General features: G+C 65.9%; 28 protein-coding genes. 12 read left to right on the top strand and 16 right to left on the bottom strand.

Annotation, left to right across the window (positions count from 1 at the left end):
• The first annotated feature begins 93 nt into the window (after positions 1-93).
• The 4 genes from KUV74_RS09940 (at position 94) to ruvX (ending at position 3,035) form a co-directional block, all read left to right on the top strand.
• Positions 94-765, top strand: coding sequence for a S1 RNA-binding domain-containing protein (locus KUV74_RS09940; protein WP_231498552.1), 672 nt, complete (start codon positions 94-96; stop codon positions 763-765).
• Between the two features lie 119 nt (positions 766-884).
• Positions 885-1,850, top strand: a complete 966-nt coding sequence (gshB, locus tag KUV74_RS09935; RefSeq protein ID WP_108131902.1) for a glutathione synthase — start codon at positions 885-887, stop codon at positions 1,848-1,850.
• Positions 1,851-2,001: 151 nt separating this feature from the next.
• Complete coding sequence (locus KUV74_RS09930; RefSeq protein ID WP_045993847.1) at positions 2,002-2,559, top strand: YqgE/AlgH family protein; 558 nt, start codon at positions 2,002-2,004, stop codon at positions 2,557-2,559.
• Complete coding sequence (gene ruvX, locus KUV74_RS09925; RefSeq protein WP_222516240.1) at positions 2,559-3,035, top strand: Holliday junction resolvase RuvX; 477 nt, start codon at positions 2,559-2,561, stop codon at positions 3,033-3,035. Before KUV74_RS09930 ends, ruvX begins: the two co-directional genes overlap by 1 nt.
• Before the next feature lie 177 nt (positions 3,036-3,212).
• Here the strand turns inward: ruvX and KUV74_RS09920 are convergent, their stop codons facing one another.
• Together KUV74_RS09920 and KUV74_RS09915 are read right to left on the bottom strand one after the other, a co-directional pair.
• Positions 3,213-4,535 carry an APC family permease gene (locus KUV74_RS09920; RefSeq protein WP_222516239.1) on the bottom strand — a complete coding sequence of 441 codons (1,323 nt, stop codon included), beginning with the start codon at positions 4,533-4,535 and terminating at the stop codon, positions 3,213-3,215.
• An 83-nt stretch (positions 4,536-4,618) separates the two neighbouring features.
• Complete coding sequence (locus tag KUV74_RS09915; RefSeq protein ID WP_045993850.1) at positions 4,619-5,431, bottom strand: carbon-nitrogen hydrolase family protein; 813 nt, start codon at positions 5,429-5,431, stop codon at positions 4,619-4,621.
• Between the two features lie 116 nt (positions 5,432-5,547).
• Here KUV74_RS09915 and KUV74_RS09910 point away from each other — a divergent pair, with 116 nt between their 5' ends.
• Positions 5,548-6,354 carry a helix-turn-helix transcriptional regulator gene (locus KUV74_RS09910; RefSeq protein WP_222516238.1) on the top strand — a complete coding sequence of 269 codons (807 nt, stop codon included), beginning with the start codon at positions 5,548-5,550 and terminating at the stop codon, positions 6,352-6,354.
• 43 nt (positions 6,355-6,397) lie between these two features.
• Here KUV74_RS09910 and pyrB read toward each other — a convergent pair whose 3' ends face one another.
• Positions 6,398-7,426, bottom strand: coding sequence for an aspartate carbamoyltransferase (gene pyrB, locus KUV74_RS09905; RefSeq protein WP_108449436.1), 1,029 nt, complete (start codon positions 7,424-7,426; stop codon positions 6,398-6,400).
• Between the two features lie 273 nt (positions 7,427-7,699).
• Between pyrB and KUV74_RS09900 the strand changes: the two genes are divergently transcribed.
• Positions 7,700-8,596, top strand: a complete 897-nt coding sequence (locus tag KUV74_RS09900; protein WP_222516237.1) for a PhzF family phenazine biosynthesis protein — start codon at positions 7,700-7,702, stop codon at positions 8,594-8,596.
• Positions 8,597-8,674: 78 nt separating this feature from the next.
• Entirely contained in the window at positions 8,675-9,079 is a 405-nt protein-coding gene (locus KUV74_RS09895; RefSeq protein WP_222516236.1) for a hypothetical protein, read from the top strand.
• 88 nt (positions 9,080-9,167) lie between these two features.
• Here the strand turns inward: KUV74_RS09895 and KUV74_RS09890 are convergent, their stop codons facing one another.
• From KUV74_RS09890 to hmgA, 4 genes are all read right to left on the bottom strand, one after another.
• Entirely contained in the window at positions 9,168-10,376 is a 1,209-nt protein-coding gene (locus tag KUV74_RS09890) for a multidrug effflux MFS transporter (RefSeq protein WP_222516235.1), read from the bottom strand.
• A 97-nt stretch (positions 10,377-10,473) separates the two neighbouring features.
• On the bottom strand, positions 10,474-11,109 hold the full coding sequence (maiA, locus tag KUV74_RS09885; RefSeq protein WP_222516234.1) for a maleylacetoacetate isomerase: 636 nt from the start codon (positions 11,107-11,109) through the stop codon (positions 10,474-10,476).
• A gap of 145 nt (positions 11,110-11,254) precedes the next feature.
• Positions 11,255-12,277, bottom strand: coding sequence for a fumarylacetoacetate hydrolase family protein (locus tag KUV74_RS09880; RefSeq protein WP_222516233.1), 1,023 nt, complete (start codon positions 12,275-12,277; stop codon positions 11,255-11,257).
• Positions 12,278-12,310: 33 nt separating this feature from the next.
• Positions 12,311-13,630 (bottom strand): homogentisate 1,2-dioxygenase, encoded by a 1,320-nt coding sequence (gene hmgA / locus KUV74_RS09875; protein WP_222516232.1) that lies wholly within the window; start codon positions 13,628-13,630, stop codon positions 12,311-12,313.
• 700 nt (positions 13,631-14,330) lie between these two features.
• On the opposite strand from hmgA, the gene KUV74_RS09870 reads away from it, so the two are divergent.
• Both KUV74_RS09870 and KUV74_RS09865 read left to right on the top strand, forming a co-directional pair.
• Positions 14,331-15,530 (top strand): sensor domain-containing diguanylate cyclase, encoded by a 1,200-nt coding sequence (locus KUV74_RS09870; protein WP_222516231.1) that lies wholly within the window; start codon positions 14,331-14,333, stop codon positions 15,528-15,530.
• Between the two features lie 138 nt (positions 15,531-15,668).
• Positions 15,669-16,229: a MarR family winged helix-turn-helix transcriptional regulator gene (locus KUV74_RS09865; RefSeq protein ID WP_261395285.1), complete on the top strand. Its 561-nt coding sequence runs from the start codon at positions 15,669-15,671 to the stop codon at positions 16,227-16,229.
• On the opposite strand, the gene KUV74_RS21055 is transcribed toward KUV74_RS09865, so the two are convergent.
• The 5 genes from KUV74_RS21055 to KUV74_RS09850 all read right to left on the bottom strand — a co-directional run bounded on the left by KUV74_RS21055 (position 16,226) and on the right by KUV74_RS09850 (position 18,925).
• Entirely contained in the window at positions 16,226-16,333 is a 108-nt protein-coding gene (locus KUV74_RS21055) for a hypothetical protein (RefSeq protein ID WP_409996585.1), read from the bottom strand. The two genes, KUV74_RS09865 and KUV74_RS21055, sit on opposite strands and share 4 nt — an antisense overlap.
• A 124-nt stretch (positions 16,334-16,457) precedes the next feature.
• On the bottom strand, positions 16,458-16,610 hold the full coding sequence (locus tag KUV74_RS21050) for a hypothetical protein (protein WP_409996588.1): 153 nt from the start codon (positions 16,608-16,610) through the stop codon (positions 16,458-16,460).
• Between the two features lie 134 nt (positions 16,611-16,744).
• Entirely contained in the window at positions 16,745-17,119 is a 375-nt protein-coding gene (locus KUV74_RS09860) for a Rieske (2Fe-2S) protein (protein ID WP_045993884.1), read from the bottom strand.
• A 36-nt stretch (positions 17,120-17,155) separates the two neighbouring features.
• Positions 17,156-17,992, bottom strand: a complete 837-nt coding sequence (locus KUV74_RS09855) for an IclR family transcriptional regulator (RefSeq protein ID WP_108131892.1) — start codon at positions 17,990-17,992, stop codon at positions 17,156-17,158.
• A 123-nt stretch (positions 17,993-18,115) separates the two neighbouring features.
• On the bottom strand, positions 18,116-18,925 hold the full coding sequence (locus KUV74_RS09850) for an enoyl-CoA hydratase (protein WP_045993886.1): 810 nt from the start codon (positions 18,923-18,925) through the stop codon (positions 18,116-18,118).
• A gap of 243 nt (positions 18,926-19,168) precedes the next feature.
• Here KUV74_RS09850 and KUV74_RS09845 point away from each other — a divergent pair, with 243 nt between their 5' ends.
• The gene (locus KUV74_RS09845) at positions 19,169-19,732 is read left to right on the top strand and encodes a GNAT family N-acetyltransferase (protein WP_222516230.1); all 564 of its coding nucleotides are present in this window, start codon (positions 19,169-19,171) and stop codon (positions 19,730-19,732) included.
• A 96-nt stretch (positions 19,733-19,828) separates the two neighbouring features.
• Here KUV74_RS09845 and KUV74_RS09840 read toward each other — a convergent pair whose 3' ends face one another.
• The 4 genes from KUV74_RS09840 to serA form a co-directional block, all read right to left on the bottom strand.
• Positions 19,829-21,178, bottom strand: coding sequence for a uracil-xanthine permease family protein (locus KUV74_RS09840; protein WP_052704445.1), 1,350 nt, complete (start codon positions 21,176-21,178; stop codon positions 19,829-19,831).
• Positions 21,179-21,437: 259 nt separating this feature from the next.
• Positions 21,438-22,793, bottom strand: coding sequence for an 8-oxoguanine deaminase (locus KUV74_RS09835; protein WP_222516229.1), 1,356 nt, complete (start codon positions 22,791-22,793; stop codon positions 21,438-21,440).
• A gap of 282 nt (positions 22,794-23,075) precedes the next feature.
• A complete protein-coding gene (locus KUV74_RS09830) occupies positions 23,076-23,978 on the bottom strand; it encodes a DMT family transporter (protein WP_108131888.1) in 903 nt (300 codons plus the stop codon).
• A gap of 243 nt (positions 23,979-24,221) precedes the next feature.
• Positions 24,222-25,472, bottom strand: coding sequence for a phosphoglycerate dehydrogenase (serA, locus tag KUV74_RS09825; protein ID WP_222516228.1), 1,251 nt, complete (start codon positions 25,470-25,472; stop codon positions 24,222-24,224).
• Positions 25,473-25,810: 338 nt separating this feature from the next.
• Between serA and KUV74_RS09820 the strand changes: the two genes are divergently transcribed.
• Positions 25,811-26,089, top strand: a complete 279-nt coding sequence (locus KUV74_RS09820) for an exodeoxyribonuclease VII small subunit (RefSeq protein ID WP_045993891.1) — start codon at positions 25,811-25,813, stop codon at positions 26,087-26,089.
• A 4-nt stretch (positions 26,090-26,093) separates the two neighbouring features.
• On the top strand, positions 26,094-26,963 hold the full coding sequence (gene ispA, locus KUV74_RS09815; protein WP_045993952.1) for a (2E,6E)-farnesyl diphosphate synthase: 870 nt from the start codon (positions 26,094-26,096) through the stop codon (positions 26,961-26,963).
• Positions 26,964-26,974 lie beyond the last annotated feature (11 nt).

Below are 26,974 nucleotides of genomic sequence, written 5' to 3'. Positions count from 1 at the left end.
GCGAACAGCCGCTCTCGAAGTGCTGCCGGCAAGTCCTCGCGGTCGACCTCGTCGGGACGATCTCGTCAGGGCCACGGCTCACCCAAGGTCGCCATGGGTGAGGTGGCGGATCTGCGGGTGGTGCAGGTCACCGACTTCGGTGCCTTTCTCGACTGGGGCCACGAGCGTGACCTGCTGCTGCCACTCAGCGAACAGCGCCTGACGCCGGCCGTGGGCCGGCGTGTACTGGTCAAGGTCAGCGAGGACCGCAGCGGGCGGCCGGTGGCCTCCCAGCGTCTCGAGCGCTACATCACCGATCACAGCGATGACCATCGTGCCGGCGATGAGGTCGCCCTGGTTATCGCCGACACCACCGACCTGGGGGTCAAGGCGGTGGTCGATCACCGCTGCTGGGGGCTGATCTATCACGATGAGATCAGCCGCCCGCTGCGCCGCGGCCAGCGCCTGACAGGCTACGTCAAGCGGGTGCGCGAGGATGGCCGGCTGGACCTGTCGCTACTGCCGCCGGGCTCGGCCCGTCTGGACGTGGTCGGCGAACAGGTGCTCAAGGCACTGCGCGACGCTGGCGGCTACCTGCCGCTGTCGGACAAGAGTCAGGCCGCCGAGATCAAGGCGCGCCTGGGCGTCAGCAAGAATGCCTACAAGCAGGCCATCGGTCGGCTCTACAAGCGACGCTTGATCATCATCGAGGACAGCGGGGTGCGCCTGGCGCCCAGGGACTCAGGCGCCACCGCGACCAGCGACGGCGACGGCGACGGCGACTGAAGTGAGTCTGAATCGGCGTGTCGCCGGGTGTAGGCAAGCGGCCGACAGCGACTGACCTTGGTGGTGCCTGGGGTGTCGGGCATACTTGACGGCATCTACCGCTAGCGGACGACCCCCGAATGACCAATCGCCCCCTTCGTGTCGGCGTGGTGATGGACCCCATCGACCAGCTGACCTACAAGAAAGACACCAGTCTCGCCATGCTGTGGTCCGCTCAGGATCGCGGCTGGTCGCTTTGCTACATGGAACAGGAAGACCTGTTCCTCAAGGAAGGCCGCGCCTATGCCCACCAGCGCCCGCTGCAGGTCCACCGCGACCCGCAGCACTGGTTCGACCTGGGTGAGGTCGAGTCGCGGCCGCTGGCGGAGCTCGACGTCATCCTGATGCGCAAGGACCCGCCGGTGGATGGCCACTTCCTCAACGCCGTGCATCTGCTGGCCTTCGCCGAGCGCGAGGGCGTGCTGGTGGTCAACCCGACCCGGCCGCTGTTCGAGTGCAACGAAAAGCTGTTCGCCCAGCAGTTCCCGCAGTGCTGCACACCGACCCTGGTGTCCTGTCGCGACAGCGAGATCCGCGCCTTCCAGGCCGAGCACGGCGACGTCATCTTGAAGCCGCTGGATGGCATGGGTGGCAGCGGCATCTTCCACATCGGCCCCGAGGGGCGGAACCTGGGGGCGGTGATCGAGACCCTGACCGAACGCGGCCGGCGCCAGATCATGGCACAGCGCTTTCTGCCGGAGATCAAGGACGGCGACACCCGTATCCTGCTGGTGGACGGCGAGCCGGTGCCCTTTGGTCTGGCGCGGATCCCGTCCGCCGGCGAGACCCGCGGCAACCTGGCCGCCGGCGGTCGTGGCGTCAGCCGCGAGCTGACCGATCGCGACTACTGGCTGGTCGAGCAGGTCAAGCCGGTGATCAAGGAGAAGGGCCTGATGTTCGTCGGGCTCGACGTGATCGGTGACTACATCACCGAGATCAATGTCACCAGCCCGACCTGCGTGCGCGAGATCGATGACCAGCGCGGCACAGACATCGCCGGCCTGCTGATGGACGCCATCGAGCGTCGCCTGGCGGCGCGCGGCTAGACCGTCGATCACGTCGAGTTTTCCCCACAGTCACTGAGCGCCATGCCCCCGGATGGTACACTGGGGGCATCCTGCCGGGCCGTCGGGGCGACGACTCGCCCTGAGGCCTGGCCACGCATCTGGACGGCGCGCAAGACCGCCTGGGAGTCACATGCAAAGCTTGAAGAACCATTTCCTGATGGCCATGCCCCATCTGGAAGACCCGAACTTCGCCGGGACGCTCAGCTACCTGTGCGACCACGACGAGAACGGCACCATGGGCGTGATCGTCAACAAGCCCACCGACCTGACCCTCGACGCCCTGTTCGAGCAGCTCGAGATCAGCGTGGAGGAAGCGGCCAACGCCCAGGCCCCGGTGTACTACGGTGGCCCGGTGCACAAGGATCGTGGCTTTATCCTGCACTCGGGCTCCGCCGAACCCTGGGATTCGAGCATCCAGGTCACCGACGATATCGCCCTGACCACCTCCATGGACATGCTCCAGGCGCTGGCCAAGGGCGAGGGCCCCGAGCGCTTTCTGGTGTGCCTGGGCTGCGCCGGCTGGGAGTCCGGTCAGCTCGAGAACGAGCTGATGGACAACGCCTGGCTGACCGTGGAAGGCCGCGCCAACGTGCTGTTCGAGACGCCGCCGGAGCAGCGCCTGTCAGCCAGCGCCGGGATCCTCGGGATCGATCTCAACCTGATGACCCGCGAGGCCGGGCACGGCTGATGGCCAGTCGCAAGCGTGAGCCGGGAGAGCGCCTGATCCTGGCCTTCGACTTCGGCACCCGGCGCATCGGCGTATCGGTGGGCAACGAGCTGTTGCGCAGCGCCAGGGAGCTCGAGCCGCTGCCGGCCCGGGATGGCATTCCCGATTGGCAACGGGTGAGCGCGCTGATCGAGGAGTGGCAGCCCGACCGTTTTGTGGTCGGCCTGCCGCTCAACATGGACGGTAGCGAGAGCGAGATGAGCACCCGTGCGCGCAAGTTCGGCAAGCGGCTGTTTGGCCGCTACGGGGTCGAGTGCGAGATGTTCGACGAGCGCGGCACCACCCGGGAGGCCAAGGCCATCGCCCGGGAGCAGGGACACGGGGGAAATTACCGCAAGGAAAGCGTCGATGGCATCGCCGCGGTGCTGATCCTGGAAGGCTTCTTTGCCCGGGAGGAAGGGTTGCCGAGCCGCCAAGGGCCGGCGGAACCTGTCTGACGCGCAAGGAAAGCGTCGATGGCATCGCCGCGGTGCTGATCCTGGAGGGCTTCTTTGCCCGGGAGGAAGGGTTGCCGAGCCGCTGAGGTCGCCACTGTTGCACCGAACTTGTGAAGCATCCAAAAAGCCCGAGGCCTTGGCCTCGGGCTTTTTTCGGGGCAATCGACCCAGGCAGGTTCAACCCTCCAGGCTTAGCTCCGGTGTCGCCTGGCGGAAGCCGCGGGTCAGCCAGGCCAGCCACGCCAGGCCGCAGGCCAGCCAGATCCCGCCCAGCATCAGCGCGGAGCGGTCCAGGCTGGCCATCAGCCACAGGATCGCCAGCAGACCGATGGTCGGCGCGACGAGGAAGTACAGGCTGTCGGCCAGGCCGCGTCGGCCCTGCTTGATGTAGTAGTGGGCGATCACCGACAGGTTGACCAGGGCGAAGGCCAGGAAGGCACCGAAGTTGATGAAGGAAGCCGCCGAGAGCACGTCCATGGTCAACGCCAGCAGCGCCACCACGCCGCTGAGTATCAGGCCACCGGTAGGCGTGCCGAAGCGTCCCAGGCGCCCAAGCAGGCGGGTCGACAGGACTCCGTCGCGGCCCATGGCGTAAAGCAGTCGCGAGCCGCTGGCCTGGGCCGCGATGCCGGAGGCAAACTGGCCGACGACCAGGCCGATCAGAAAGATCGAGACGAAGACGTCTCCGCCGATATTGCGGGCGATCTCGTAGGCGGCGGCGTCGGCATTGGTGAACTGGTAGCCCGGCGCGGCGAGCTGCACGAAGTAGGACACCAGGATGAAGATCAGGCCGCCCAGCAGGGTGATCAGCAGGATGGCGCGGGGCAGGGTCCGCTCGGCGTCGCGGGTCTCCTCGGTCAGGGTGGTCACCGCGTCAAAGCCGAGAAAGGAGTAACAGGCGACGGCGGCGCCCGCCATCAGCAGTGGCATCTGGGGGCTGTCGGCGCTGCCGAAGAAGGGCGTCAGGCTCCACAGCGGCTGGCTGGGGTCGCCGAGTACGTAGTGCACCGCCAGGGCGACGAAGGCGGCGATCACCAGCACCTGAACCAGCATCAGCACGCTGTTGACCAGGCTTGCTAGTTTGAGGCCGATGATGTTGATGAAGGTGGTGACCGCGATAAAGGCGATCAGCCACACCGGCACCGGAACGGACGGAAAGGCCGAGTGCAGATAGGCGGCACCGATCAGCCAGATCACCATGGGCAAAAACAGGTAGTCCAGCAGGATGGCCCAGCCGGCCATGAAACCCAGTCGATCGTTGATGGCGTGGCGCACATAGGCGTAGGCGGAGCCGGCCACCGGGTAGGCGCTGGCCATGCGGCCATAGCTGTGGGCGGTGAACAGCATGGCGATCAGTGCCGCCGCGTAGGCGCCGGATACCGCGCCTTCGGAGACCACCGCCAGCACGCCGAAGGTGCCGAGGACGATGATCGGTGTCATGTAGGCAAGGCCGAATAGAACGACCTGCCACAGGCCGAGTTGGGGCTTGGAGTGAGACATCTTGGGGCTCGCGTTATGGTTGTTGGTGATGGACAGTCGGGTCAGGCAACCATGTTCAGGCAATCATGGTCAGGAAAGCCGGGTCAGATGAGGCGGAAACCGGGGCCTCGTGAGTCGTCGTCGCGCTGAAGGTCCAGCGAGACGCGTCGATCGGCCAGGTAGTCATAGTCCCGCCGGGCACGATTCAATAGCTCGAGGTCGAGCGATACCAGGTGTACCCCCGCGTCGCGATCGGCCTCGAACAGGGTCTCGCCAAGCGGCGAATACGCCGCGCTGTGGCCGGCGAAGGTCAGGCCGGCGCCCTCACCGCAGCGGTTGGCCATGGCGACAAAGCACTGGTTGTCCTGGGCGCGGGCCTGGGCGGCGCGGGCGTGTACCGGCCCATAGGGGTCCATGTTGCCGTTGGTCACCAGCATCAGGTCGGTGCCCAGCGCGCCCAGGGCACGTGCGGTCTCGGGGAATTCGATGTCGTAGCAGATCATCAGCCCCAGGGTCAGCCCGCGCCAGCGGGTGACACCGATGCGCTGGCCCAGGCCGACCAGCTCCCGCTCATCGGGCCACAGGTGGGTCTTGCGATAGGTGAGGGCGATGCCATCTTCCGGGGTGATCAGTAGCGTGGTGTTGTAGACACCATCGGCGGCCCGCTCGAGCAGGCCGATGGCCAGGGCGCAGTCGTGGTCACGGCTGGCCTGGATCAGACGAGCCACCTCCGGGCCATCGAGCGCCAGGGCACGATCGTCGACGTGGTCTTGTTCGGCGAAGCCGCTGAGATGCGTTTCGGGAAAGACCACCAGCGACACCTGGTCGCCGTGGCGTTCCAGGGTGCTCAGGGCGGCGTCCAGGTTGGCCTCGATGTTTCCCTCGATGCCGGGAAGTTGTGCCAGGGCTATCTGCATGGAAGACTCCACAGCCGTTGTTGTCGGTTGGCGTTTTATAGAATGTCAGTATCCTCTATTCACCGAGGCTGCCTATTCCATGGCAGGGTTACCCCCATAGGGTGAGGCGCCGTCAGATGTCGCAGAACAGTGAGGAAGGAACCACGGGAATGCTCGAGGCGATGGGCTGGCATCGCGACTTCGCGCGCCTGCTGGCACGCCTGGAAAGTGAAGACTTCTGGGAGGCCGTCAGCCGCACCCTGGCGCGCCACATCGTCTACAACACCTGGGTGGCGCTGGTCTTCCACGCCGACCAGCCGCCGACGATCCTGGCCGAAAGCGACGAGGACGACGGCGCCGATGAAAGCCTGTTCGAGGACTACCAGCGCGGCCTGTATCTGCTCGATCCCTTCTACGTCGCCGCCCGTGACAATGGCCTCGATGGCCTGGTAACGCTGGATGACGTGGCCCCGGCACGGTTCACCACGACCGAGTACTACCGGCGTTACTTCCGGCGCAATATCGTCAGTGACGAGGTGCAGATCAATCGGTCACTGGGCGCTGGTCGTACCCTGTGCCTGTCGCTGGGTTCCACCCGAACCTTCCTGCACAGCGAAATCGGCCTGCTGCATCTGGTCGAGCCCTGGCTCGGTGAGCTGATGCGACTGCGCATGCACTTCGAGCGCTGCGGCGAGACGCCCGGCCCCCATCCCTGGCATCCGCACCGAGGTGGCGTCGAAGAGACGGCGACCCGCTTCGGGCTGACCGATCGCGAGCGCGAGGTGAGCCAGCTGATGCTGGGCGGCGGGTCGACCAAGGAGATCGCCCGACGCCTGTCCATCTCGGTGGAGACCGTCAGGGTCCACAAGAAGCACCTGTACGCTAAGCTCGGGATCAACACCCAGGCCGAGCTGTTCTCGCGCTTCTGGCAGGAGCGCCCCTGAACCTGTGGCGCCGGTGCCAGGCTCCCGCCCGGCACCGCCTCAGCTAGAACTTGGCGTCGTCGACACCGACGCTGCCCGGCACAAACCAGGGCACGTCGCGCAGGTCGCGTTCGATCAGGTGCTCGACCTTGAGCAGGGTGGCGAAGATCGCCATGCGCACCGGAATGCCGTTGTCGGTCTGGCGGAAGATCGCCAGGCGCGGGTCGCCGTTGAGGTCGACGTCCAGATCATTGGCCTCCGGACGGCTGTCCCGGGGCAGCGGGTGCATGATGATGGTGGACGGATTGCAGCGGCTGTCCATGAAGGCGCGGTGGACGGTGAAGTCCCGCGACAGGTTGAAGCCTTCGCTCATCTCGGCGGTGAAGCGCTCCTTCTGGATGCGGGTGGTGTAGACCACGTCGACATCGGAGAAGTCCCCGGCCAGGCTCTCGCGTACTTCCACGTCCAGGCCCTGGCGGCTGACCCGCTCGATCAGGTGGTTGGGCATCTCGAGCCCCGGCGGCGCCACCAGGGTCACGCGCATGGGGGCGTAGAGCGCCAGCAGCTTGATCAACGAGTGCACCGTACGGCCGTACTTCAGATCGCCGGTCATCAGCACATGGGCACCCTTGAGGGTCTTGCCCTGGCGGCTGAATTCCTTGTCGATGGTGTAGAAGTCCAGCAGCGCCTGGCTCGGGTGCTCGCCGGGGCCGTCACCGGCGTTGATCACCGGCACATGGGTGGCGCTGGCGAACTCGGCCACCGAGCCCTGGTCCGGGTGGCGCATGACGATGGCATCGCAGTAGCCGGCCATCACGCGGCTGGTGTCGTAGAGCGATTCGCCCTTGGCCATCGACGAGAAGGTGAAGCCGGTGGTGTCGCAGACGCTGCCGCCGAGCCGCGAGAAGGCGGTGTGGAAGCTGACGCGGGTACGGGTGCTGGCCTCGAAGAACAGGTTGCCGAGCACCGCGCCTTCCAGCACCCGGGTGACCTTGCGTCGCTGGGCGACGGGTTCCATGGTGGCCGCCACCCGCATCAGGTGATCGATATCGTCGCGGGACAGGGAGTCGATGGAGAGCAGGTGGGACATCACGGCGGCCTCGGCAGTGGGAACGGGCGCTAGTGTACCGCTGGTGCACACTGAGTTCAGCCTCGAAGAGCGCTTGCCGTGCCCCTCATCAGATTAGGGAGGCCGTAAAGGCGGTGACGGATGCTTGCCAACGCTCTAGCGTTGACTTTGCCGTAGAGGGGTTTGCTCGTTCGCGCGCTGGCAAGGTGGACGCCGGGGCCTCTATGCTGGAAGGCGCCACCGGTGTCGGGCGCATGTAGCCTGGCCCTGGTCTACCAAGTCCAAGTGGAGCCGCCTATGCTGCCGTCCCTGACCCGCTACTACCTGCTCGATGTGTTCACCGACCAACCGTTCGCCGGGAATCCACTGGCGGTGTTTCTCGACGCCGACGGTATCGCGGGGGAGCGCATGCAGGCCATCGCCAACGAGCTGAACCTGGCCGAGACGGCCTTCGTCGGGCGGGCCCAGGCGAGCCGGCATTTTCCGGTACGTATCTTCACTCCTCACCGCGAGCTGCCGTTTGCCGGCCATCCGAGCATTGGCGTGGCCCATCTGATCGCCGCCCAGGGGCTGGTGCATGCTGGCGAGGTCAGCGCCGATAGCCCGGTCATCCTGGATCTGGCTGGCGGGCCGCTTAAGGTGACCTATGAGGGCGACCTGGCACGCTTCAAGATGGCGCGCACGCCGGAGGTCGGCACCAGCACGCTGGGCCAGTCCAGCGCAGCGGAGCTGGCCGGGCTCGAGCTCGATGACGTCGCCGCGGACCCGGTCCAGGCCTCCTGCGGATTGCCGTTTCACCTGGTCGAACTGGTCAACGTCCAGGCGCTGGCGCGGCTGGCGCTCGATGGCGAAGCCTGGCAGCGCCACGTGTCACCCAGCGCCGTGGAGCAGGTCTACTTCTATGTGCGCGAGGCCAAGGAATCCGGCGAGATTCACGCACGCATGTTCTCGCGCCACGCCGGCAGCTTTGTCGAGGACCCCGCCACCGGCAGCGCGGCGGCGGCGCTGGCGGGATTTCTGGGACAGCAGTCGAAGAGCCAGGGCAACAACTGGCGCATCCACCAGGGCGAGGCGATGCACCGCCCAAGCCAGATCCATGCCCGCGCCACTCGGGACGACAAGGGCAAGGTCAGCGTCGAGATCGCCGGGCAGGCGGTGCTGATGGGCGAGGGCGGTCTCTATCCTCGTGACTGAGGCATCGTCCTTGGTGATCGAGGCGTTACCGAAGCTCGTGCCTTTACCACCCAGTCACTGCACTTTCTGGAGTCTTGCATGACCCGTCATCTGGTCCTGGCCTTCGTTGCCGGCTTTCTCGCCGTGCTGTGCTTCCACCAGCCGGTAGTGGGGCTGTTGCACGCCTACGGGGTGATCCCCTTTGCCCCCTATTCCACCTCACCCGCCGCCCCCCTGGGCGTGCCGGCCTGGTTCTCGGCAAGCTTCTGGGGCGGCGTCTGGGGGCTTGTGATGATGCTGGTGTTCGCGCTCAGGCGGATCGATCAGGGGGGCTGGTGGAAGGCAGGGTTGTTCGGCGGCATCGCCCTGACCCTGGTGGCCATGCTGGTGGTGTTCCCGCTCAAGGGGCGCGGCATCGACCCGGCGATCTTCCCCATCGGCTTTCTGGTCAACGGCGCCTGGGGCCTCGGCACCTGGATGTTTGTGCGCGCCTGGCGTCAGTAGATACGTTCCTCTGGAACGACAGCGGCCCCGTCTGAAAACAGGCGGGGCCGCTGTCGTTAAGGTTCGAGGGTCCCGTAGCGCTTGGTCGTCAGGCCGACGCCGTCTGCGCTTCCAGGTCGCCCTTGTCGGTGACGATAAAGTGGTAGCAGACCAGCGCCAGCACGCCGGACAGGCCGATGGCGATGGCCATGCTGTGGGAGGTGCCATCATGAAACTGGCCGACCAGGGCGCCGACGCCGGCGGCGATGCTCATCTGGATAAAGCCGAACAGCGCCGAGGCCGAGCCTGCGCAGTGGGGGTTGGGTGCCAGGGCGCCGCCCATGGTCTGCGGCATGATGATGCCGAAGCCGATCATGTAGGCCATGTGGGGGCCGATGACCGCCCAGGGGGTATGCACCCCGGCCAGCGCGAGCAGCGCCATGGTGCTGCCGCCGAGGGCGGCGATCAGGCTGGCGGCGACCAGCAGCTGGTGGCGGCTGCGGCGACGGCTGAGCTTGGCGCTGGTCAGCGAGCCGATGAAGAAACCGAGCACGATGGCGGCGAACAGGTAGCCGTAGACGTCGGGGCTGACCCCCATGTAGTCGATCAGCACGAACGACGAACCCGACAGAAAGGCGAACAGACCGGAGAAGGCGGCCGCGTTGGCCAGGGTATAACCGACGAAGTCGCGCTGGCCGAGCAGCGAGCGGAAGGTGATGGCCAGCGCCGAGGGCTTGATCGACTGGCGTCGGTCCAGCGGCAGCGGCTCGGGCATCATCGCGATCAGCCCCAGCATGGCGGCGGCGTAGAGCGCCAGCAGCAGGAAGATGGCGTCCCAGCCGAACCACACCAGTAGCCCCGCACCGACCACCGGGGCCAGCGCCGGGGCCAGCGCCATGACGCTGGCCATATAGGAGAGGATGCGGCTGGCCTCGAAGGGGCCGTGGATGTCGCGCACCGCGGCGCGGCCCAGCACCGGCCCCGCCGAGCCTCCCAGGGCCTGGAAGAAGCGCGCCACCAGCAGCGTCTCGATATTCGGCGCGAAGGCGCAGACCAGGCTCGCCAGCAGAAAGACCCCCATCCCGAGTGCCAGCACCGGCTTGCGTCCGAAGCGATCGGACAGCGGACCGCACAGCAGCTGCGCCATGGCGAAGCCGATCAGATACAGCGACAGGGTCAGCTGGATCTGATCGGCTCCGGTGCCCAGCGCCTCGCGCATGGCTGGCATGGCCGGCAGGTACATGTCGGTGGCCAGCGGGCCCAGGGCGGTCAGCGCCGCCAGCAGGGCCACGGTGGCGCGGGAGGTCGGGTTCAGCACACGCAACTCCTTGGTGTCAGGTACGGTGTCGATGCTGCTGCTTGGAGGCAAACATCGTTCCGTCAGTGTTTCCTTAGTCGGCTTATTGTAGCCGATCTCACACAGCGTCTGGCTGAACACCCGGTGCCGCCTTGTCGAAGGCCGGCAGCGCTCGCGCTCGCTCCGATACCGCGCGCACTCGCGCAAAGGGCGCGAGGTCGCACTCGAAGCGCTCGGCGTTGAACACCTGGGGCACCAGGCAGACGTCGGCCAGGGTCGGCTCGTTGCCGACGCAGAAGTCGCCCATGGTGTGCTCAAGCATCGCCTCGACGGCGGTCAGTCCCGTTGCTACCCAGTGGCGGTACCAGGCGAGCCTGGTGTCATCCGATAGCCCGAGTTCGCCGGTCAGGTGCTTGAGCACCCGCAGATTGTTCAGCGGGTGGATCTCGCAGGCGACGGCCTGGGCCAGTGCCCGGATCTGCGCCCGATGCTCGGCGGAGCCGGGCAGCAGCGGCGGTTCGGGGTAGCGCTCGTCGAGGTATTCGCAAAGCGCCAGGGATTGAGTCAGCGCCTGTCCCTGGTCGGTGACCAGGGTCGGCACCAGGCCCTGGGGATTGCGCGCCAGATTGTCGGCATCACGCTGCTCGCCCTTGACCAGATTGACCGGGTGATGGTCGAGGGTGATGCCCTTTAGATTGGCGACGATGCGCACGCGATAGGCCGCCGAAGAGCGAAAGTAACCGTAGAGTTGCATGGCAGGTTCCAGAAATTGGCGGGGGCGGGCGCGATGCTCGTGTGGCGGCCCGAGCGGTGGCGGGACGCCCGCCGGGGACGGCGGGCGTCGAGGGCCGAGGTGTCGACGGTGGTGGACGTCCGCCCCAGGACTTAAGGGGGCTGGCTCAGTCCTTGGGTTGGTACTTCACCACCCGCTGGTCGATGGCGCCGAAGATGCTCTGGCCGGCCTTGTCGAACATCTCGATGCGCACCCGGTCACCAAAGCGCAGGAAGGGCGTCTTGCTGTCGCCGTGCAGGATCTTCTCGACCATACGCACCTCAGCCAGGCAGCTGTAGCCGACGCCGCCGTCGGCCACCGGCTTTCCGGGGCCGCCATCCGGGTCCGGATTGGACACGGTGCCGGAGCCGACCACCGCGCCGGCGCCCAGGTAGCGGGTGCGGGCGGCGTGGGCCACCAGTTGCGGGAAGTTGAAGATCATGTCCGGGCCGGACTCGGGCTCGCCGAACTTGTCGCCGTTCAGATGGACCGTCAGCGGCAGGTGCACGCGGCCATCCTTCCACGCCTCGCCCAGCTCGTCCGGGGTGACGCAGATCGGCGAGAAGCTAGAGGCCGGCTTGGCCTGGAAGAAGCCGAAGCCCTTGGCCAGCTCCCCGGGGATCAGGCCGCGCAGACTGACGTCGTTGACCAGCATCAGCAGCTTGATGTGGCCGGCTGCCTGCTCGGGGCTCACCGCCATCGGCACATCGTCGGTGATCACCGCGATCTCGCCCTCGAAGTCGATGCCGTGTTCCTCGCTGACCGCCTCGATATCGTCACAGGGACCGATGAAGCTGTCGCCGCCGCCCTGGTACATCAGCGGGTCGGTCCAGAAGGTCTCCGGCATCTCGGCGTTGCGCGCCTGGCGCACCAGTTGCACATGGTTGAGATAGGCCGAGCCGTCGGCCCAGTGATAGGTACGCGGCAGCGGCGAGTGCAGCGCTTGAAGATCGAGCTCGAAGGCCTCCTCGGCGGCGCCGTCGTTGAGGCGCTGGTAGATCTCTTCAAGGCGCGGGGCCAGCTCGTCCCAGTCTTCGACGAGCTGTTGCAGGGTGGTGGCAATCTGCGGCACGCGTACGGCGTGGGTCAGGTCGCGGGAGACGACGATCAGCTCGCCGTCGCGTCCGCTCTTGAGGGTGGCCAGTTTCATCAGAGGGTTCCTTGTGGTCAAAGCAGAGGTCGGTCAGGGCCGCGTCGGATCGAAGTGGGACTTGAGTCCCTTCCACACATCCACGTAGTCGCGCTGGCGGAAATCGGCGGCCAGCGCCTTTTCGGTAGGCTGGAAGACGTAGCGGCTCTCGAACATGAAGGCCAGGGTCGCCCCTTGATACTGAGGCTGGAGGCTGGCGTCGGAGGCCTTCTCGAAGGTCTCGGCGTCGGGGCCGTGGGGCGACATGCAGTTGTGCAGGCTGGCGCCGCCGGGCAGGAAACCTTCGGCCTTGGCGTCGTACTCGCCGTGGATCAGGCCCATGAACTCGCTCATCAGGTTGCGATGGAAGTAGGGCGGGCGGAAGGTGTTGTCGGCCACCATCCAGCGCGGCGGAAAGATCACGAAGTCGATGTTGGCCATGCCCTCGGTGTCCGACGCCGACGTCAGCACGGTGAAGATCGAAGGATCCGGATGGTCGAAGCTGACGGTATTGATGGTGTTGAAGTTGGCCAGGTCGTACTTGTAGGGCGCCACGTTGCCGTGCCAGGCGACCACGTCCAGCGGCGAGTGGTCCAGCCGGGTCGCCCACAGTGCCCCGGAGAACTTGGCCACCAGTTCGAAGTCGCCCTCGAGGTCCTCGTAGGCGGCCACCGGCGACTGGAAGTCGCGCGGGTTGGCCAGGCCGTTGGCGCCGATGGGGCCGAGCCCCGGCAGCTCCAGGGGACTGCCGTAGTTTTCGCAGACATAGCCCCGGGCCTGGTCGCCCTCACTGATGCGGACCTGGAACTTGACCCCGCGCGGGATCACCGCGATCTCGCCGTTGCCCACCTCGAGCGCGCCGAACTCTGTGCGCAGGCGCAGGGTGCCCAGCTGAGGCACGATCAACAGTTCGCCGTCGGCGTTGTAGAAGAAGCGTTCGGTCATGTCCTGGTTGCAGGCATAGACATGGACACCGCAGCCGGCCTGGGTGCCGGCGTCGCCATTGACCGCGATGGTGGCAAGACCATCGATGAAGTCGGTGGCCGCCTCGGGCAGGGGAGCCGGGTCCCAGCGCATCTGGTTGGGGTCCGCGGCGGGACGTGACAGCGGCGCGGTGGCGAGACCGCCGTGCTCCAGCGGGCGGTAGGCGCTCTGGGCCACCGAGGGGCGGATGCGGTAGAGCCAGCTTCTCAGGTTATGGCTGCGCGGCGCGGTGAAGGCCGAGCCGGTGAGCTGCTCGGCGTAGAGCCCGTAGGCGCAGCGCTGAGGCGAGTTCTGCCCCTGGGGCAGGGCGCCGGGCAGCGCTTCGCTGGCGAAGTGATTACGAAAACCGCTTTGATACGCAAGCGGCGTCTGGTCGAGACGTTGGGACATCGGGAAATCCTCCGCTCAGGATGATGAGGTGTCGTGTCGGGATGCTCGCCGCCCCACTGCATACTGAGTCCTGTGATAAAGCTCGGGTCGAGGCGGTCACATCATCGCTATGGCATGCCTGGAATATAGTTTCATTTGAAACTATATTCCAGGCCTTATCGCTAGAGAGACGGTGCCAACCCCACCGGCATCTGATTTATCCTCTAAAAACATGAGATTGATGGGCTAAGACATACGTCTATAGCAATGCCATGGTGCGAAGCTTCACTGGGCGGTTGGGTGCGGTGTAGACACTATCCCCAAGGGGCCAGGCGACGGTATGAGCGCAGGGGAAAGGTCGCCTAGACCGCGCCCACCCACGTTGGGCAAGTGTGGATCGGCGTCGTGATAGCCAGCGGGGTGTGAAGGCCGCAATACGAGATGGGGGCTACTTCCCTGCAAGTGAAGTGGACTTCGAGAGAGCATTACAGACGCTGTGCCATTGCCGCGAAAAGCATAGAATTGGGCAGTGCTGCCACGAAAAGTAACGTTATCATCGTGTTATTGAGTTATCTTAAAGTCATATAAGCGTTTGTTTAAAAAATAATAAGACGCCGTCAACGTGAAGTGGACAAAAGTCCCTTCGATCTCGACATGACGAAGGTAGTGGGCATCGGTCATCAGACGTCGAGCCTATGCACAGGGAGAACAGCAAGTGTCGATGGCAAAGATGCCCCATCTGGTGCATTGGTTAACTGGACAGTTTCGTGAAACTGAGCGAGAAGCCTGGTATCGCCGCGCGATCAAGCCGAGGGTGCGCTGCGAGTCACGACTGGCCTGGATGCTTGCCGCATTGATATTCGGCATGTTCTCGATTTCCGATTACTTTTATGTCGGCCAGAGCCGCGAGCTCTACCTGTTGCTGGCCATGCGCGTGGTCGTCGTCGGTAGCTGTCTTTTTCTGGCTTGGGCGATTGGTCGATGGGGAAGCTATTCGCAGCGCCTCTGGCTGCATGCTTTGCCGTTGTGGGTTATGGCGACGGGCATCATCCTGATTGTTCCGCTACGTCCGGACTCCCTTTCGACGCAGATGATGGCTGTCATCGTTGCTACCATGGCCTTTTATCTGCTGATTCCCAACCTGCTCACCGTGGTGGCGATGGCGAGCCTGTATCTGGGTATCGGTTTTCTGTGCGCCTCTGCCATCTTTGCCGACAGTTCGCCCGTCGATGTGTTGCGCATGGCGCTGTTGTTGATCATGGCCAATGCGGTCGGGTTCTGCACCTTGCTGCGGGTAGAGCGCCTGCAGCGCAAGCAGTTCGCGATATTGAGCGAAGAGCGCGACCAAAACCGACAATTGCTTCGTGAGATGGCGCATCGTCAGTCCCTTGAAGGTCAGTTGAGACAGCTGGCCGAGCGCGATGCCTTGACCGGTCTCGCCAATCGTCGGCACTTCATGAAGCGGGCCCAGAGCATGTTTGAGTCTGCCCGGGAAGCACAGGCGCCCTTCAGCCTGTTTATGCTGGATGTCGATCACTTCAAGACTATCAATGACACCTGGGGCCACAGTCATGGAGACCGAGTGCTGATGGAGATCGCCCGAGTGTGTGCCGAGTCACTGCGTTCCCATGATCTGATCGCGCGTTTCGGCGGAGAAGAGTTCGTGGTCGCATTGCCTGATACCTCCTTGAGTGACGCTTTGCCGGTCGCACAACGTCTGCATCGAGCGGTCGCCGACCTGGCGCTGCCGTTTGAGGGGGGTGAGAGGGGGGCGGCGGTCACCGTTACCATCGGCATTGTCGAAGCCCGGCCCGATGAGGACAATCTGGAAGTGCTGATTCATCGCGCCGACAAGGCGCTTTACGTCGGCAAGCGTGACGGCAGAGACCAGGTAGTAGCCTGTCGCGAGAGCCAGGCGTGAGTGCGAAAGCGATGCTGATGGTAAGGTCGCGAGCTACGTTGCCGGTTCTGGCGTTCCCGGTTATCGTCAGTGACGGATGGTGGCGTGCCACGCTGGCGTGGCGCTGTCGCGATGGACGCTGACCACGGGGACGAGGCCATGGGCTCGCGTAAGCGAGAAACACCGACCAGCAGCGGGTTACCGCATCTGGATCTTTTGCAGTTCCTGCCGTACCGGCTGAACAGTCTGGCGGACCGTTTGAGTCAGGCGCTTTCGCAGATGTACGCCGAACGTTACCAGTTGACCATTGCCCAGTGGCGAGTGCTGGCGTGGTTGTCGCACCTGGATGAGCTATCGGCCAAGCAGATCGCCCAAGCTACTCGCATGGATAAGGTGCGTATTTCTCGGGCCGTACAGGCCCTGGAGGAGCGCGGTCTGATCCGAAGAACGCCTTCGCCCAGTGACCAGCGTGTACAGCACCTGCGACTGACTGAGGCGGGCCAGGCCTTACTGGCCGACTTGATCCCCGATGCCTTGCAATGGGAGGCCGATGTGGTGGCCGCTCTCTCTCAGGGCGAGTGTCATCAATTGATAAGCGTGATCGGCAAGCTCGAACGCCAGCTCGACCGACTGGAGCAGGGCAGTGGCCCCTGGTCACAGGACCGCTCCGGCGATCCCATGGAGACGCAGGGTTCTCCCGAGCTCGACCAGGATCGCTAGGGCCTGTTCGCGCACTGCTCCAGGCGCTCGGCCAGCCACACCTCGATGATCGATTGGCGAGTCACTCCCGGGCGGCTGGCTTCCTTGTCGAGAGACTCGATCATCCACACAGGAAAGTCGACGTTGCCCCCGTCCTTGTGTCTGATTGGGGCGCCGAGCCCTGGACAGGCCGAGGGCTTCCGAGACGTCTTCGCCATCATCGAATTTTTTGATCAAGCGTCCTGGCTTTCATGGAGCTCCACCTCTTCCTTCCGCGAGCGCCTTACAGAGATTATGCGTAGCCCGGTCGCGCGGCGTTACAACGGCAGAACAGTGCTTGCCTTCGATCGAGCCGATAACCAGCAATCCAGGTTCGTCGCGCGTCTTGGCGGGGATCTCGATAAGGAGAGGGTCAAACCAGCGTCGTTGTGCATCAAGGGCGTCAATCCCATGCTTGGCCTTGGGGCCGGGATCGAGGGCAGGTCCTCACTGCGGATAAGGGTCAAGTCGCCACTGCGACGGGCAGATTCGCCCCCTCACTCCCCGATCACCCACCAGCCATCGACCTCTTCCACCGGTACCGGGTCCAGTGCCTCGCCCTGGGCGGGGCCGGAGATGCCCTCGCCGCTGTCGAGACGGAAGCAGGCCTGGTGGTGGGTACAGATCAACAGCTCGCCGTCGCGGCTGAGGATGTTGCTGCCGCGCCCGTCCAGCGGCAGGTACTGATGGGGGCAGGCGTTGACGTAGGCGTGTACCCGGCCATCGGCGTGGCGGGCGAGGATCAGCGGGAAGCGGCCGTTGTCGCTTTCGAGATTGAGGCAGCGGCTCTCGCCCGGGGCCAGGCTGGTCGATTCCAGCACGGCGGTCCCGGGCGGCGGTGCGCTCTTGTACTTGCGCCAGGCGTCGGTCATCGGGGGATCTCTTGGGGGAGCCGGTGAACCCGGGTGTCAGGGCTTGAAGTCCTCGGCGGCGGGAATGCGTCCGCCTAGCTGGGCGGTAATTTCTGCGGCGGTGGCGCGCACCAGCTCGCCGAGCTGGGACAGGCGTTCGTCGGGGATACGCGCCACCGGCCCGGAGACCGAGATGGCCGCCAGCGGCGTGCCCAGTTCATCGTGGATGCAGGCGGCCACGCAGTGCAGGCCGATGGCATGCTCTTCGCGGTCGCAGGCGTAGCCGCGTTCACGGATCTCGGCCATGGCGCGACGCAGCTCGGATGGACTCGACAGGGTGTTGACGGTGACGCGGTCCAGACCGCGTTCGGCCAGCACCCGCTCCAGGTCATCGTCGGGCAGCCAGGCCATCAGCGCCTTGCCCACGCCCGAGGCGTGCAGCGGGGCACGTGAGCCCAGACGGGTGATCATGCGCATCATCTGGGGCGATTCGCTCTGCGCCAGGAACACCGCCGTGGTGCCTTCACGTACGCCCAGATTGGCGGTCTCGCCGGTCTCACGGGTCAGTCGGCGCAGGTAAGGGCGGCTGGTGGCAACGAAGTCGCGTGCCTCGAGAAAGCTGTTGCCGATGCGAAAGGTCTTGACGTCGATGCGCCAGACGCCGAGTTCCTCGTCCTGGGTGATGAAGCCCTGGCTCAGCAGGGCCTGCAGCAGGCGATGGGTCGTGGACGGTGCCAGATCGGCCTGCTCGGCGATGTCGGACAGCGCCAGGCCGCCCGGGTGCATCGCCAGCAATTCCAGCAGGTTGAGTCCCCGCACCAGCGACTGGCTGTGGCCTCCGCTGGCCTTGCCGCTGGCCGGTCGGCCGGCCGTTCTGCGCTTGCTTTCCGTCACCTTGCATCTCCTGGGTCAACCGTTTGGCACAGTCCTTAGCATACCTGTTGGCGCGGCCGCTTGTCGCGTTTGCGGAAAAGGCTTCCACAGGCGGCTCTGCCTTGGCTGAGCCTGGTCCGGCGATCAGCGATGGCGCCAGTGGGGGGCGCGCTTGGCGACGAAGGCGTCGATGCCTTCGGCCACGTCTTCGGCCATCATGTTGGCGGCCATCACCTCGCCTGCGTAGGCATAGGCCTGGCCCAGCGGCAGGGCTCGCTGGCGGGCCAGCATGGCCTTGCCGGTGAACAGCGCCACCTGGCTCTTGGCGCGCAGGCTGTCGAGCAGCACCTCGAGACTGTCGTCGAGGGCGTCGTCCTCGGCGACCCGGTTGACCAGGCCCCACTCCAGCGCCTGATCGGCGTCGATGAACTCGCCGGTAAACAGCATCTCGGCGGCCTGCTTGGGACCGATATTGCGGGTCAGCGCCACCGCCGGGGTGGAACAGAACAGCCCGACCTTGATGCCGGAGACGGCGAAGCGCGCCGAGCGAGCGGCCACCGCCATGTCACAGCTGGCTGCCAGCTGGCAGCCGGCGGCGGTGGCAAGCCCCTGAATTCGAGCGATCACCGGCACCGGACAGTCCTGCAGGCGCTGCATGACCCGGGAGCACTGGGCGAAGAGCTGTCGATAGGCGTCCTCGTCGCCGAGCTCGCGCATCTCCTTGAGGTCATGGCCGGCGCAGAAGGCGCGGCCCTCGGCAGCGATCACCACCGCCCGCAACGAAGGGTCAGGGTCGATTGCGGCAAAGGCATCATCCAGTGCGGTGAGCATGTCCCGGGACAGGGCATTGAAGCTTGCCGGGCGGTTGAGGGTCAGATGGACGACCCCACGATCATCGTGACGCACCACGGCGAGGTCACCGGTGTCAGGCTGGGCGGAAGGTGAGGCGGGCATCGTCATGGCTCCAACGAGGGAAAACTTCGCAAGCCTAGCGCGTGATGACGCCTTTTCGGGGCCTGCTTCGACCAAAGGGGAAGAGTGGCCTGGCCTCCCTGGTTGACGCCAGGGCGGCGCCAGAGCGGCGTCAGAGTAGCGCCAGGACGACGACAGGGGCGGCTTGCTGGCGGCCAGCGTCCGTGGTCATGGCCGTGGAGGATGGCGTACATTCGCACAAGCGATCCACGACGCGAGAGGCGCATGATGCAGGACGACAGGCTGAGGCCCAGGCCGATGCAGGGCGACGTGCTGGCCACGCCGCGTAGCCGGCTGCGCCCGTTCGAGCGTTATGATCTGCCTGGCTTGAGCCGACTGCTGGCCGATCCCCGGGTGATGCGTCACTCGCTCCACGGTGTGCAGGACATGGCGGGTAGCCGTCGCTTTCTCGATGCCTGTCGCGCGAGCTACGCCGACAAGGGCTTTGGCTACTGGGCGGTGGTGCACCCGGTATCGCGAGCGTTGATGGGCTTCTGCGGCTTCGATCACGAGATCCTCGACGGCGAGCGGGAGTTGGCCATCGGCTATCGTTACGCCGTGCATCATTGGGGTAGAGGGCTTGCCACCGAGGTGGCCCTGGCGGTGGTGGCCCACGCCTTTGCCATCACCGACTGCGAGTCGCTGGTGGCGGTGGTCGATCCCACCAATGTGCCGTCGAGCCGAGTGGCACAGAACGCGGGCTTCGTGTGGGAAGGCATGACCACGCTCGAGGGCCAGCGAGTGAAGGTCTACAGGCGTCACCGCTACCGTGAGGTCAGAAGCTGCTGAGCCTGGGCTGCGTCTCTGTCCTGGGGAAACGAAGCGGGCCCGCGTGGCGGGCCCGAAAGTGGCGTCATGGTGTCCTCGAGGGGACGGTGTGGCGTCTCAGACGCTGTCGCGGAAGACCCGATCGGCCTTGGGCAGCACCAGATTGAGCACGATGGCAAACAGCGCGCCGGGGATCAGCCCTGACTCGATGATGGCCTGGAGGTTGTCGCTCAGGTTGGCGTAGAGCCCTTCCTGGGCCGGCAGGCCCACCGCGGCGGACAGCGAGACCCCGATGATCACCATGTTGCGCTTGTTGAAGTCGATATGGGAAAGCATCTTGATCCCGGCGCTGGCGATCATGCCGAACATGATCAGTACCGCCCCGCCCAGCACCGAATTGGGGATGCTGGAAACGATGGCACCCAGCTTGGGGATCAGGCCCGCCAGCAGCAGAAAGGCGCCGCCGATGGCCACCACATAGCGGCTGACCACACCGGTCAGCGCCACCATGCCCACGTTCTGGCTGAAGCTGATCTGGGGGAAGGCGTTGAAGATCGCGGCGAACACACTGGACAGGCCGTCGGCCATGACCCCTCCGGAGAGCTCCTTGTGGGTCGGCTCGCGGTCCATGCCGCCGGCGGTGGTGCCGACGATGTCGCCGATGGACTCGGCGCAGGTGACCACGGCCAGCAGCACCACCGGCAGGATCGCCGCCAGATGGAATTCAAGCCCGATGGTCAGCGGCACCGGCAGTGACAGCCAGTCGGCGTCACCGATGGTGGAGAAGTCGATATAGCCGAACATGGTGGCCACTACGTAACCGGTGATCAGGCCGATCAGCGGCGCCGCTTCGGACCAGATACCGCGGCCGTACTGGTGCAGACCCAGGGTCACCACCAGTACCAGCGCCCCCAGCAGCAGGTGGTGGGTGGCGCCGAAGTCGGCGGCGCCGAAGCCTCCGCCCCAGTAGGCGAAGCCTACCGGCATCAGCAGGGTGCCGAGCATGACCACGAAGGTGCCGGTGACCACCGGCGGGAACAGAAACCGGAACACCGGCAGAAACATGCCCACCAGGGCCATGGCGACCCCGCCACACAGGGCCGCGCCAAGGGCCGCCGGAAGTCCCATGCCCACGGCAATGGGAATCAGCACCGGGACGAAGCCGAAGCTGGTGCCCATGACGATGGGCAGGCGGGCGCCGATGGGGCCTATCCCCAGCGACTGCACCAGGGTGGCGACACCGGCCACGAACATCGCCGCCTGGATCATGAAGGCGGTCTGGTCCGCCGGCAGGTCGGCGGCGCCGGCGATGATGATCGGCACCGTGACGTTGCCGACGAACATCGCCAGCACGTGCTGCAGGCCCAGCGGAATGGCGCGCCCCAGGGGCGGCATGGCGTTGACGTCATGGGTCGAGCGCACAGATGCGCTTTCCAGGGTGTCCCCGGAGGAGTCGTGGGTGGGCATGGCAGGGTTTTCTCCTGTTGTCGTTGTAGCACCGGCGTCCTTGTCGGAGCGTCGGCGGCGAAACCCCGGAGACCGTGACAGGTGTCAGACCGTCTGTGCTGACTGCCGTGGCACGGCGACCGTTGTCAGGGGGCGGCAGCGTCGGCCCTGGCCCGTGGTGCCGCGCTGCGCTCGAGATCCGTTCGTCGTTCGCTGTTGTTGCCTTTTGTCTTCCCGTCGTCCTGTTCGAAGGTGTGCGTCCAGGCTAGCCCCGAGCCTCCTAGACCGCGCGCCTTAGCCGCACCGCCGCCGCGTTGTGGCGGGCCATCAGCTCGCCCAGATCGACGTCGAGCGGCTGGCCGTCGGCCACCCGCCACTGGCCGGCCACCATCACTCGGTCGGCACGGTGGGCACCGCACAGCAGCAGCGCGGCCAGCGGGTTCTCGGCGCCCGAGAAGCGCGGCTCGTCCAGCCGGAACAGCGCCAGATCGGCCTGCTGGCCAACCTTCAGTCCGCCGATGTCGCTGCGCCCCAGACAACGCGCGGAGCCTTCGGTGGCCCAGCGGATGACGTCCTGGTGACGTACCTGGCTGGGCGAGTAGCGCAGGCGGCCGATCAGCATCGCCTGGCGCATCTCCTCGGCCAGGTTGGAGTGATCCGCCGAGGCCGAGCCGTCCACCGCCAGGCCTACCGGGCAGCCGGCGGCCTCGAGTTCCAGGGTGCGGCACATGCCAGAGCCCAGCACCATGTTGGATGAGGGGCAGTGGGCGATGCCGGTGCCGGCTTGGCCGAGGCGGGCGACCTCGTCGTCGTTGAAGTGGATGCCGTGGGCCAGCCAGGTGCGATCGCTGAGCCAGCCGGTGGCCTCGAGGTAGTCCAGCGGTCGCATCCCGAACAGCTTCTGACAGTACTGCGTCTCGTCCTCTGTTTCTGCCAGGTGGGTGTGCAGGCGCACGTCCTTCTGCTCGGCCAGACGAGCGCTGTCGACCATCAGCTCACGGCTGACCGAGAAAGGCGAGCAGGGCGCCAGCGCCAGGGTCACCATGGCCCCCTCGCCGCGCTGATGGTAGGCGTCGATCAGACGGGTGCTCTCGTCGAGGATGGTCGCCTCGTCCTGCACCACCGACTGGGGCGGCAGCCCGCCCTGCTCGCGCCCCACGCTCATCGAGCCGCGGGTCAGGGCGGCGCGCACGCCGAGCTGACGCGCGGTCTCCACCTGGACGTCGATGGCGTGCTCGAGCGCGCCGGAGAACACGTAGTGATGGTCGGCGACGGTGGTACAGCCGCTCATCAGCAGCTCCACCATCGCCAGCTCACTGGCCAGCGCCAGCTGGGCCTCGTCGAGGTTGGCCCAGACGTCGTAAAGGGTGGTGAGCCAGGGAAACAGCTCCTTATTGAGCGCCGGCGAGTAGGCCCGGGTCAGGGTCTGGTAGAAGTGGTGGTGGGTGTTGACCAGGCCCGGCAGCAGCACGTGGCGGGAGGCATCGAAGGTCTGCTCGACGCGGGTTCGGGGCGTCTGGCCGGCGGCCACGGCTTCAATGATCCGGCCGCCCTCAACGACGACACCACCGGCCGCGTCAGGGTCGCTGGCGGCCAGTGGATGCTTGATCCAAGTGACGGGGGGATGTGAGCTCATGCAGTTCTCCTGGGTTGGCTTCGCCGAGCGAAGGGTTACCCAAGCATCGTGCCCTGCTCCCGACGCCGTCCCTTGGTCAAGGAGGGCGAGGGCTCGTCGCGTAGCGGATACCTGGTTCAGGTGCCTTCAGAAACAGCCGCCGAGGGCGGTGAGCGTCATCAGTTTCACGGTTCGCGCTGCACCGATATCGAGCGGCCTGTGTACCATTGTGGTGCGCAATATATGACCGTTATTGTGTACAAAATGGCCGTGACGCCTGGGCTTGTCAAGTGCCCCTCTGCTTCAGGGCCTGGCGGCCTCGCGGGCGGCTCGGCGCCGGCTCAGACGATCCCCGAACAGGTAGGCACCCAGCGCCACCAGAATCAGTAGCGCGCCCAGCAGCATCGAAGGTGAAGGGGTTTCCTGATTGAGCAGCATGCCGAGGGTCAGCGCCAGCACCGGGGTGATCAGGGTCACCAGGGCGACGCTGGCGGCGTGCAGCCGAGACAGGATCAAGTAGTAGCAGAGGAAGCCGATCAGCGAGCCGAACAGCGCCAGGTATAGCACCGCCCACAGCCCGCGGGGGCTGAGAGGAATCATCAGCGGTTCACCGCTGGCGAGCCATAACACCAGAAAGCAGGGCATGGAGCCGGCCAGCGCCCCCACGGTCTGTTGCAAGGGGTCGAGCCCGGCGGCCACCCGCTGTACGGCGATGCCGCTGGCGCTGAACAGGGTCACCGCCGACAGCATCATGGCCAGTGCCAGCACCTGGGCGCCGCCGCCGAGTGTCAGGCTGTCGGCGAACACCACCGCCAGCCCCGCCACCCCCAGGCCGCAGCCGATCCAGTGCCAGCGCCTGAGCCGGGTGCTGCCGGGCAGGGCCTGGAGGATGAAGCCGGAGATCAACGGCGCCATGCCGAACATCACCGACAGCAGGCCCGAAGGCAGAAACTGGGAGGCGTGGTAGCTCAGCGCCATGGCGCCGAACACCCCCGGCACCGCGGCGGCGTAGCTGGCAAGGGCGCGGCGATCGAGGCGGACGCCGCGTCTAAGTACCAGCAGGATCAGAGCGCCGGCGACCAGTGCCAGGCCCATGCGCAGCATCACGCTGCCGATGGGGGCGCCGGCCTCGGCGCTCCACTTGATGGCCAGCGGGGTGGAGGCCCACACCAGCACCACGATCAGATAGGCCAGTCCGGTTGGCATCGTGCATCCTTTGAAGAGGTCATCGGGAAGACGCTCAGGATAGGCGTTTTCTCGCTGCGCCACAGGCTTTTGGGCGTCGGCTTGTGATGGTCGGGAACGGGGACCGTGAGCGTGCAGCGAGTAAAAAGGCCTACGAGTAAAAAGGCGCCACCCTCCCGAAGGAGAGCGGCGCCTCATCGTCATCCCGAGCGCGATAGCTGCCTCGCGGGATAGCTCGCCGCGTGCAGGCGCTACGTCCGCCGCTCAGTCGGCGTAGTTGGTCTCGGAGTACAGCACCCGGGTGCGCAGGGTGTGGTTCACCTCGCGCAGGGCTGCGAGCGCCTGGGGACCGTAGGCCTTGTCGACGTCGATGACCACGTAGCCGACCTTTTCGTTGGTCTGCAGGTACTGGCCGGAGATGTTGATGTCGTTTTCCGACAGCACCCGGTTGATCTCGGACATCACGCCGGGCACGTTCTCGTGGATGTGCAGCAGGCGGTGCTTGTCCGGGTGGGCCGGCAGTGCCACCTCGGGGAAGTTGACCGAGGTGATGCTGGTGCCGTTGTCGGAGAAGGTCACCAGCTTCTCGGACACCTCGACGCCGATGTTCTCCTGGGCCTCCAGGGTGGAACCACCGATATGCGGGGTGAGGATGACATTCTCGAGGCCACGCAGCGGGCTTTCGAACTCGTCGGCGTTGCCCTTGGGCTCCACCGGGAAGACGTCGATGGCGGCGCCGTTGAGTCGGCCTTCCTTGATCGCCTCGGCCAGGGCCTCGATCACTACCACGCTGCCACGGGCGGCGTTGATCAGGATGGCGCCGGGCTTCATCAGGCTGATCTGCTCCTCGCCGATCATCCAGCGGGTGGACGGCAGGTCGGGCACGTGCAGGCTGACCACGTCGGAGCGGGCGAGCAGCTCCTCGAGGCTGGCGACCTGGCGCGAGTTGCCCATGGCCAGCTTGGTGATGACGTCGTAGTAGATGACGTCGAAGCCAAGCGCCTCGGCCAGCACCGACAATTGCGAGCCGATGCTGCCGTAGCCGACGATGCCGAGGGTCTTGCCGCGGGCCTCGTGGCTGTTCTTGGCGCTCTTCAGCCAGCCGCCCTGGTGGGCACGGGCGTTCTTCTCGGGAATCCCGCGCAGCAGCATGATGGCCTCGGCCAGCACCAGCTCCGCCACCGAGCGGGTGTTGGAGTAGGGGGCGTTGAACACCGGAATGCCGCGCACCAGCGCCGCCGTGAGATCGACCTGATTGGTACCGATGCAGAAGCAACCGACCGCCACCAGCTTCTCGGCCGCCGCGAACACCCGCTCGGTGAGCTGGGTGCGGGAGCGAATGCCGATGAAGTGAACATCACGGATCTTCTCGATCAGCGACTCTTCGTCGAGCGAGGTCGGCATATGCTCGATATTGGTGTATCCGGCGTTGAGAAAATTGTCCACTGCACTCTGGTGGACGCCCTCGAGCAGCAGGATCTTGATCTTGCTCTTGTCCAGGGACGTTTTGGCCATGGTCGAATCAACCTCTTGGAGTTGGCGGCAGCCAGCGGCTGTGTGGTGGGGCAGGCGAAAAATCAGGGTCCATAGAGTACCACAGGGCGGCATTTTCACGTTGAAAATCCTTGCACCGCAGCATGAGCCATCTGCATGTACCGCCGTCCTTTCGAGGGGCGCTTCACGGGCGGCGGATAAGGGCCAGGGCAGACGACCCCGGGGGGAGAGCGTGTATACTGTCGCCCTTTGGGGAAAGGCCGGACGTCGTCAGCGAGCCTGCGTTTCCCGGGTGGCCCATCGTCGGCCGTGAACTCGCAATCTCGGGTCAGCCTTTGACCCGCCGCCTGGAGGGGCGCATGGCAACGCAGGACCGCCAGCCAACACAGAAAGATGACGAGTCGCTCGACTTCGCCTCGGCCATGACCCAGCTGGAGACACTGGTCGAGCGCCTGGAGTCCGGCGAGCTGACGCTGGAGGAGTCGCTCAAGGCCTTCGAGCAGGGCGTGGCCTTGACGCGAGATGCCCAGAAGCGGCTCGACGAGGCCGAACTCAAGGTGCGCAGCCTGACGGAGAACGCCGACGGTGGCATGCAGCTGTCGCCTTTTGATATCGGGGAGGAACCGGGTGAACGCTGACACCATGCTGGCCCGCTTGGCCGCAGACCGGGCGCGGGTAGACCGCTGCCTCGAGGGGCTGTTCGAACAGCGCCACGTCGTCGAACCCCGGCTCGAGGCGGCGATGCGCCACGGCCTGCTGGTCGGGGGAAAGCGCCTGCGTCCCATCCTGGTCTACGCCGCAGGGCGTGCGCTGGGGGCCGACGACGACGAGCTGGATATCCCCGCCGCCGCGATCGAGCTGATCCACGCCTACTCGCTGGTCCACGATGATCTGCCGGCGATGGATGACGACGACCTGCGACGTGGCCAGCCCACGGTGCACAAGGCCTTCGATGAGGCCTCGGCGATTCTTGCCGGTGACGCCCTGCAGACGCTGGCATTCGAGCTGCTGGCGAGCTCTCGCTCGCCCCGCCTGGGTGCCCTGGTGGCGACCCTGGCCAAGGCGTCTGGTCGCGACGGCATGGCCGCCGGCCAGGCGCTGGATCTGGCGGTGGTGGGCGAACGTCCCGACCTGGCGATGCTGGAAACCATGCACCGCCACAAGACCGGTGCGCTGATTCGCGCCGCGGTTCGCCTCGGTGGGCTGGTGGCGGTGGCCGAGGACGATTCGCGTCTGGGGGCGTTGGACACCTATGCTGCGGCCATGGGCCTGGCGTTTCAGGTGCATGACGACGTGCTGGACGTCACCGGCGACACCGATACCCTCGGCAAGACCTCGGGGGCCGACGCGGCCCGCGACAAGCCGACCTATCCCGCCCTGCTCGGGCTTGACGGCGCCCGAGCCAAGGCCGGTGCGCTGATCGACGAGGCACTCGACGCCATCGCCCCGCTGGGCGAGGCGGCGGCGCCTCTGGCCGGGCTTGCCCGCTACATGATCGAGCGCGATCACTGACGACCACAGGG

Origin of the sequence: Halomonas sp. DP1Y21-3 (assembly GCF_019801245.1) — a bacterium.
Taxonomy (GTDB): Bacteria; Pseudomonadota; Gammaproteobacteria; order Pseudomonadales; family Halomonadaceae; genus Halomonas; species Halomonas litopenaei.
The sequence above is the reverse complement of the archived record's forward strand: the minus strand, read 5'-3'. Positions and strand labels throughout refer to the sequence as shown.

Excerpts from the sequence above, each read along its gene's own strand:
- KUV74_RS09940 (WP_231498552.1), top strand. The coding sequence starts at position 94 with ATGGGTGAGGTGGCGGATCTGCGGGTGGTGCAGGTCACCGACTTCGGT.
- gshB (WP_108131902.1), top strand. The coding sequence starts at position 885 with ATGACCAATCGCCCCCTTCGTGTCGGCGTGGTGATGGACCCCATCGAC.
- KUV74_RS09930 (WP_045993847.1), top strand. The coding sequence starts at position 2,002 with ATGCAAAGCTTGAAGAACCATTTCCTGATGGCCATGCCCCATCTGGAA.
- ruvX (WP_222516240.1), top strand. The coding sequence starts at position 2,559 with ATGGCCAGTCGCAAGCGTGAGCCGGGAGAGCGCCTGATCCTGGCCTTC.
- KUV74_RS09920 (WP_222516239.1), bottom strand. The coding sequence starts at position 4,535 with ATGTCTCACTCCAAGCCCCAACTCGGCCTGTGGCAGGTCGTTCTATTC.
- KUV74_RS09915 (WP_045993850.1), bottom strand. The coding sequence starts at position 5,431 with ATGCAGATAGCCCTGGCACAACTTCCCGGCATCGAGGGAAACATCGAG.
- KUV74_RS09910 (WP_222516238.1), top strand. The coding sequence starts at position 5,548 with ATGTCGCAGAACAGTGAGGAAGGAACCACGGGAATGCTCGAGGCGATG.
- KUV74_RS09900 (WP_222516237.1), top strand. The coding sequence starts at position 7,700 with ATGCTGCCGTCCCTGACCCGCTACTACCTGCTCGATGTGTTCACCGAC.
- KUV74_RS09895 (WP_222516236.1), top strand. The coding sequence starts at position 8,675 with ATGACCCGTCATCTGGTCCTGGCCTTCGTTGCCGGCTTTCTCGCCGTG.
- maiA (WP_222516234.1), bottom strand. The coding sequence starts at position 11,109 with ATGCAACTCTACGGTTACTTTCGCTCTTCGGCGGCCTATCGCGTGCGC.
- KUV74_RS09880 (WP_222516233.1), bottom strand. The coding sequence starts at position 12,277 with ATGAAACTGGCCACCCTCAAGAGCGGACGCGACGGCGAGCTGATCGTC.
- hmgA (WP_222516232.1), bottom strand. The coding sequence starts at position 13,630 with ATGTCCCAACGTCTCGACCAGACGCCGCTTGCGTATCAAAGCGGTTTT.
- KUV74_RS09870 (WP_222516231.1), top strand. The coding sequence starts at position 14,331 with ATGGCAAAGATGCCCCATCTGGTGCATTGGTTAACTGGACAGTTTCGT.
- KUV74_RS09865 (WP_261395285.1), top strand. The coding sequence starts at position 15,669 with ATGGGCTCGCGTAAGCGAGAAACACCGACCAGCAGCGGGTTACCGCAT.
- KUV74_RS21055 (WP_409996585.1), bottom strand. The coding sequence starts at position 16,333 with ATGATCGAGTCTCTCGACAAGGAAGCCAGCCGCCCGGGAGTGACTCGC.
- KUV74_RS09860 (WP_045993884.1), bottom strand. The coding sequence starts at position 17,119 with ATGACCGACGCCTGGCGCAAGTACAAGAGCGCACCGCCGCCCGGGACC.
- KUV74_RS09850 (WP_045993886.1), bottom strand. The coding sequence starts at position 18,925 with ATGCCCGCCTCACCTTCCGCCCAGCCTGACACCGGTGACCTCGCCGTG.
- KUV74_RS09845 (WP_222516230.1), top strand. The coding sequence starts at position 19,169 with ATGATGCAGGACGACAGGCTGAGGCCCAGGCCGATGCAGGGCGACGTG.
- KUV74_RS09840 (WP_052704445.1), bottom strand. The coding sequence starts at position 21,178 with ATGCCCACCCACGACTCCTCCGGGGACACCCTGGAAAGCGCATCTGTG.
- KUV74_RS09835 (WP_222516229.1), bottom strand. The coding sequence starts at position 22,793 with ATGAGCTCACATCCCCCCGTCACTTGGATCAAGCATCCACTGGCCGCC.
- KUV74_RS09830 (WP_108131888.1), bottom strand. The coding sequence starts at position 23,978 with ATGCCAACCGGACTGGCCTATCTGATCGTGGTGCTGGTGTGGGCCTCC.
- serA (WP_222516228.1), bottom strand. The coding sequence starts at position 25,472 with ATGGCCAAAACGTCCCTGGACAAGAGCAAGATCAAGATCCTGCTGCTC.
- KUV74_RS09820 (WP_045993891.1), top strand. The coding sequence starts at position 25,811 with ATGGCAACGCAGGACCGCCAGCCAACACAGAAAGATGACGAGTCGCTC.
- ispA (WP_045993952.1), top strand. The coding sequence starts at position 26,094 with ATGCTGGCCCGCTTGGCCGCAGACCGGGCGCGGGTAGACCGCTGCCTC.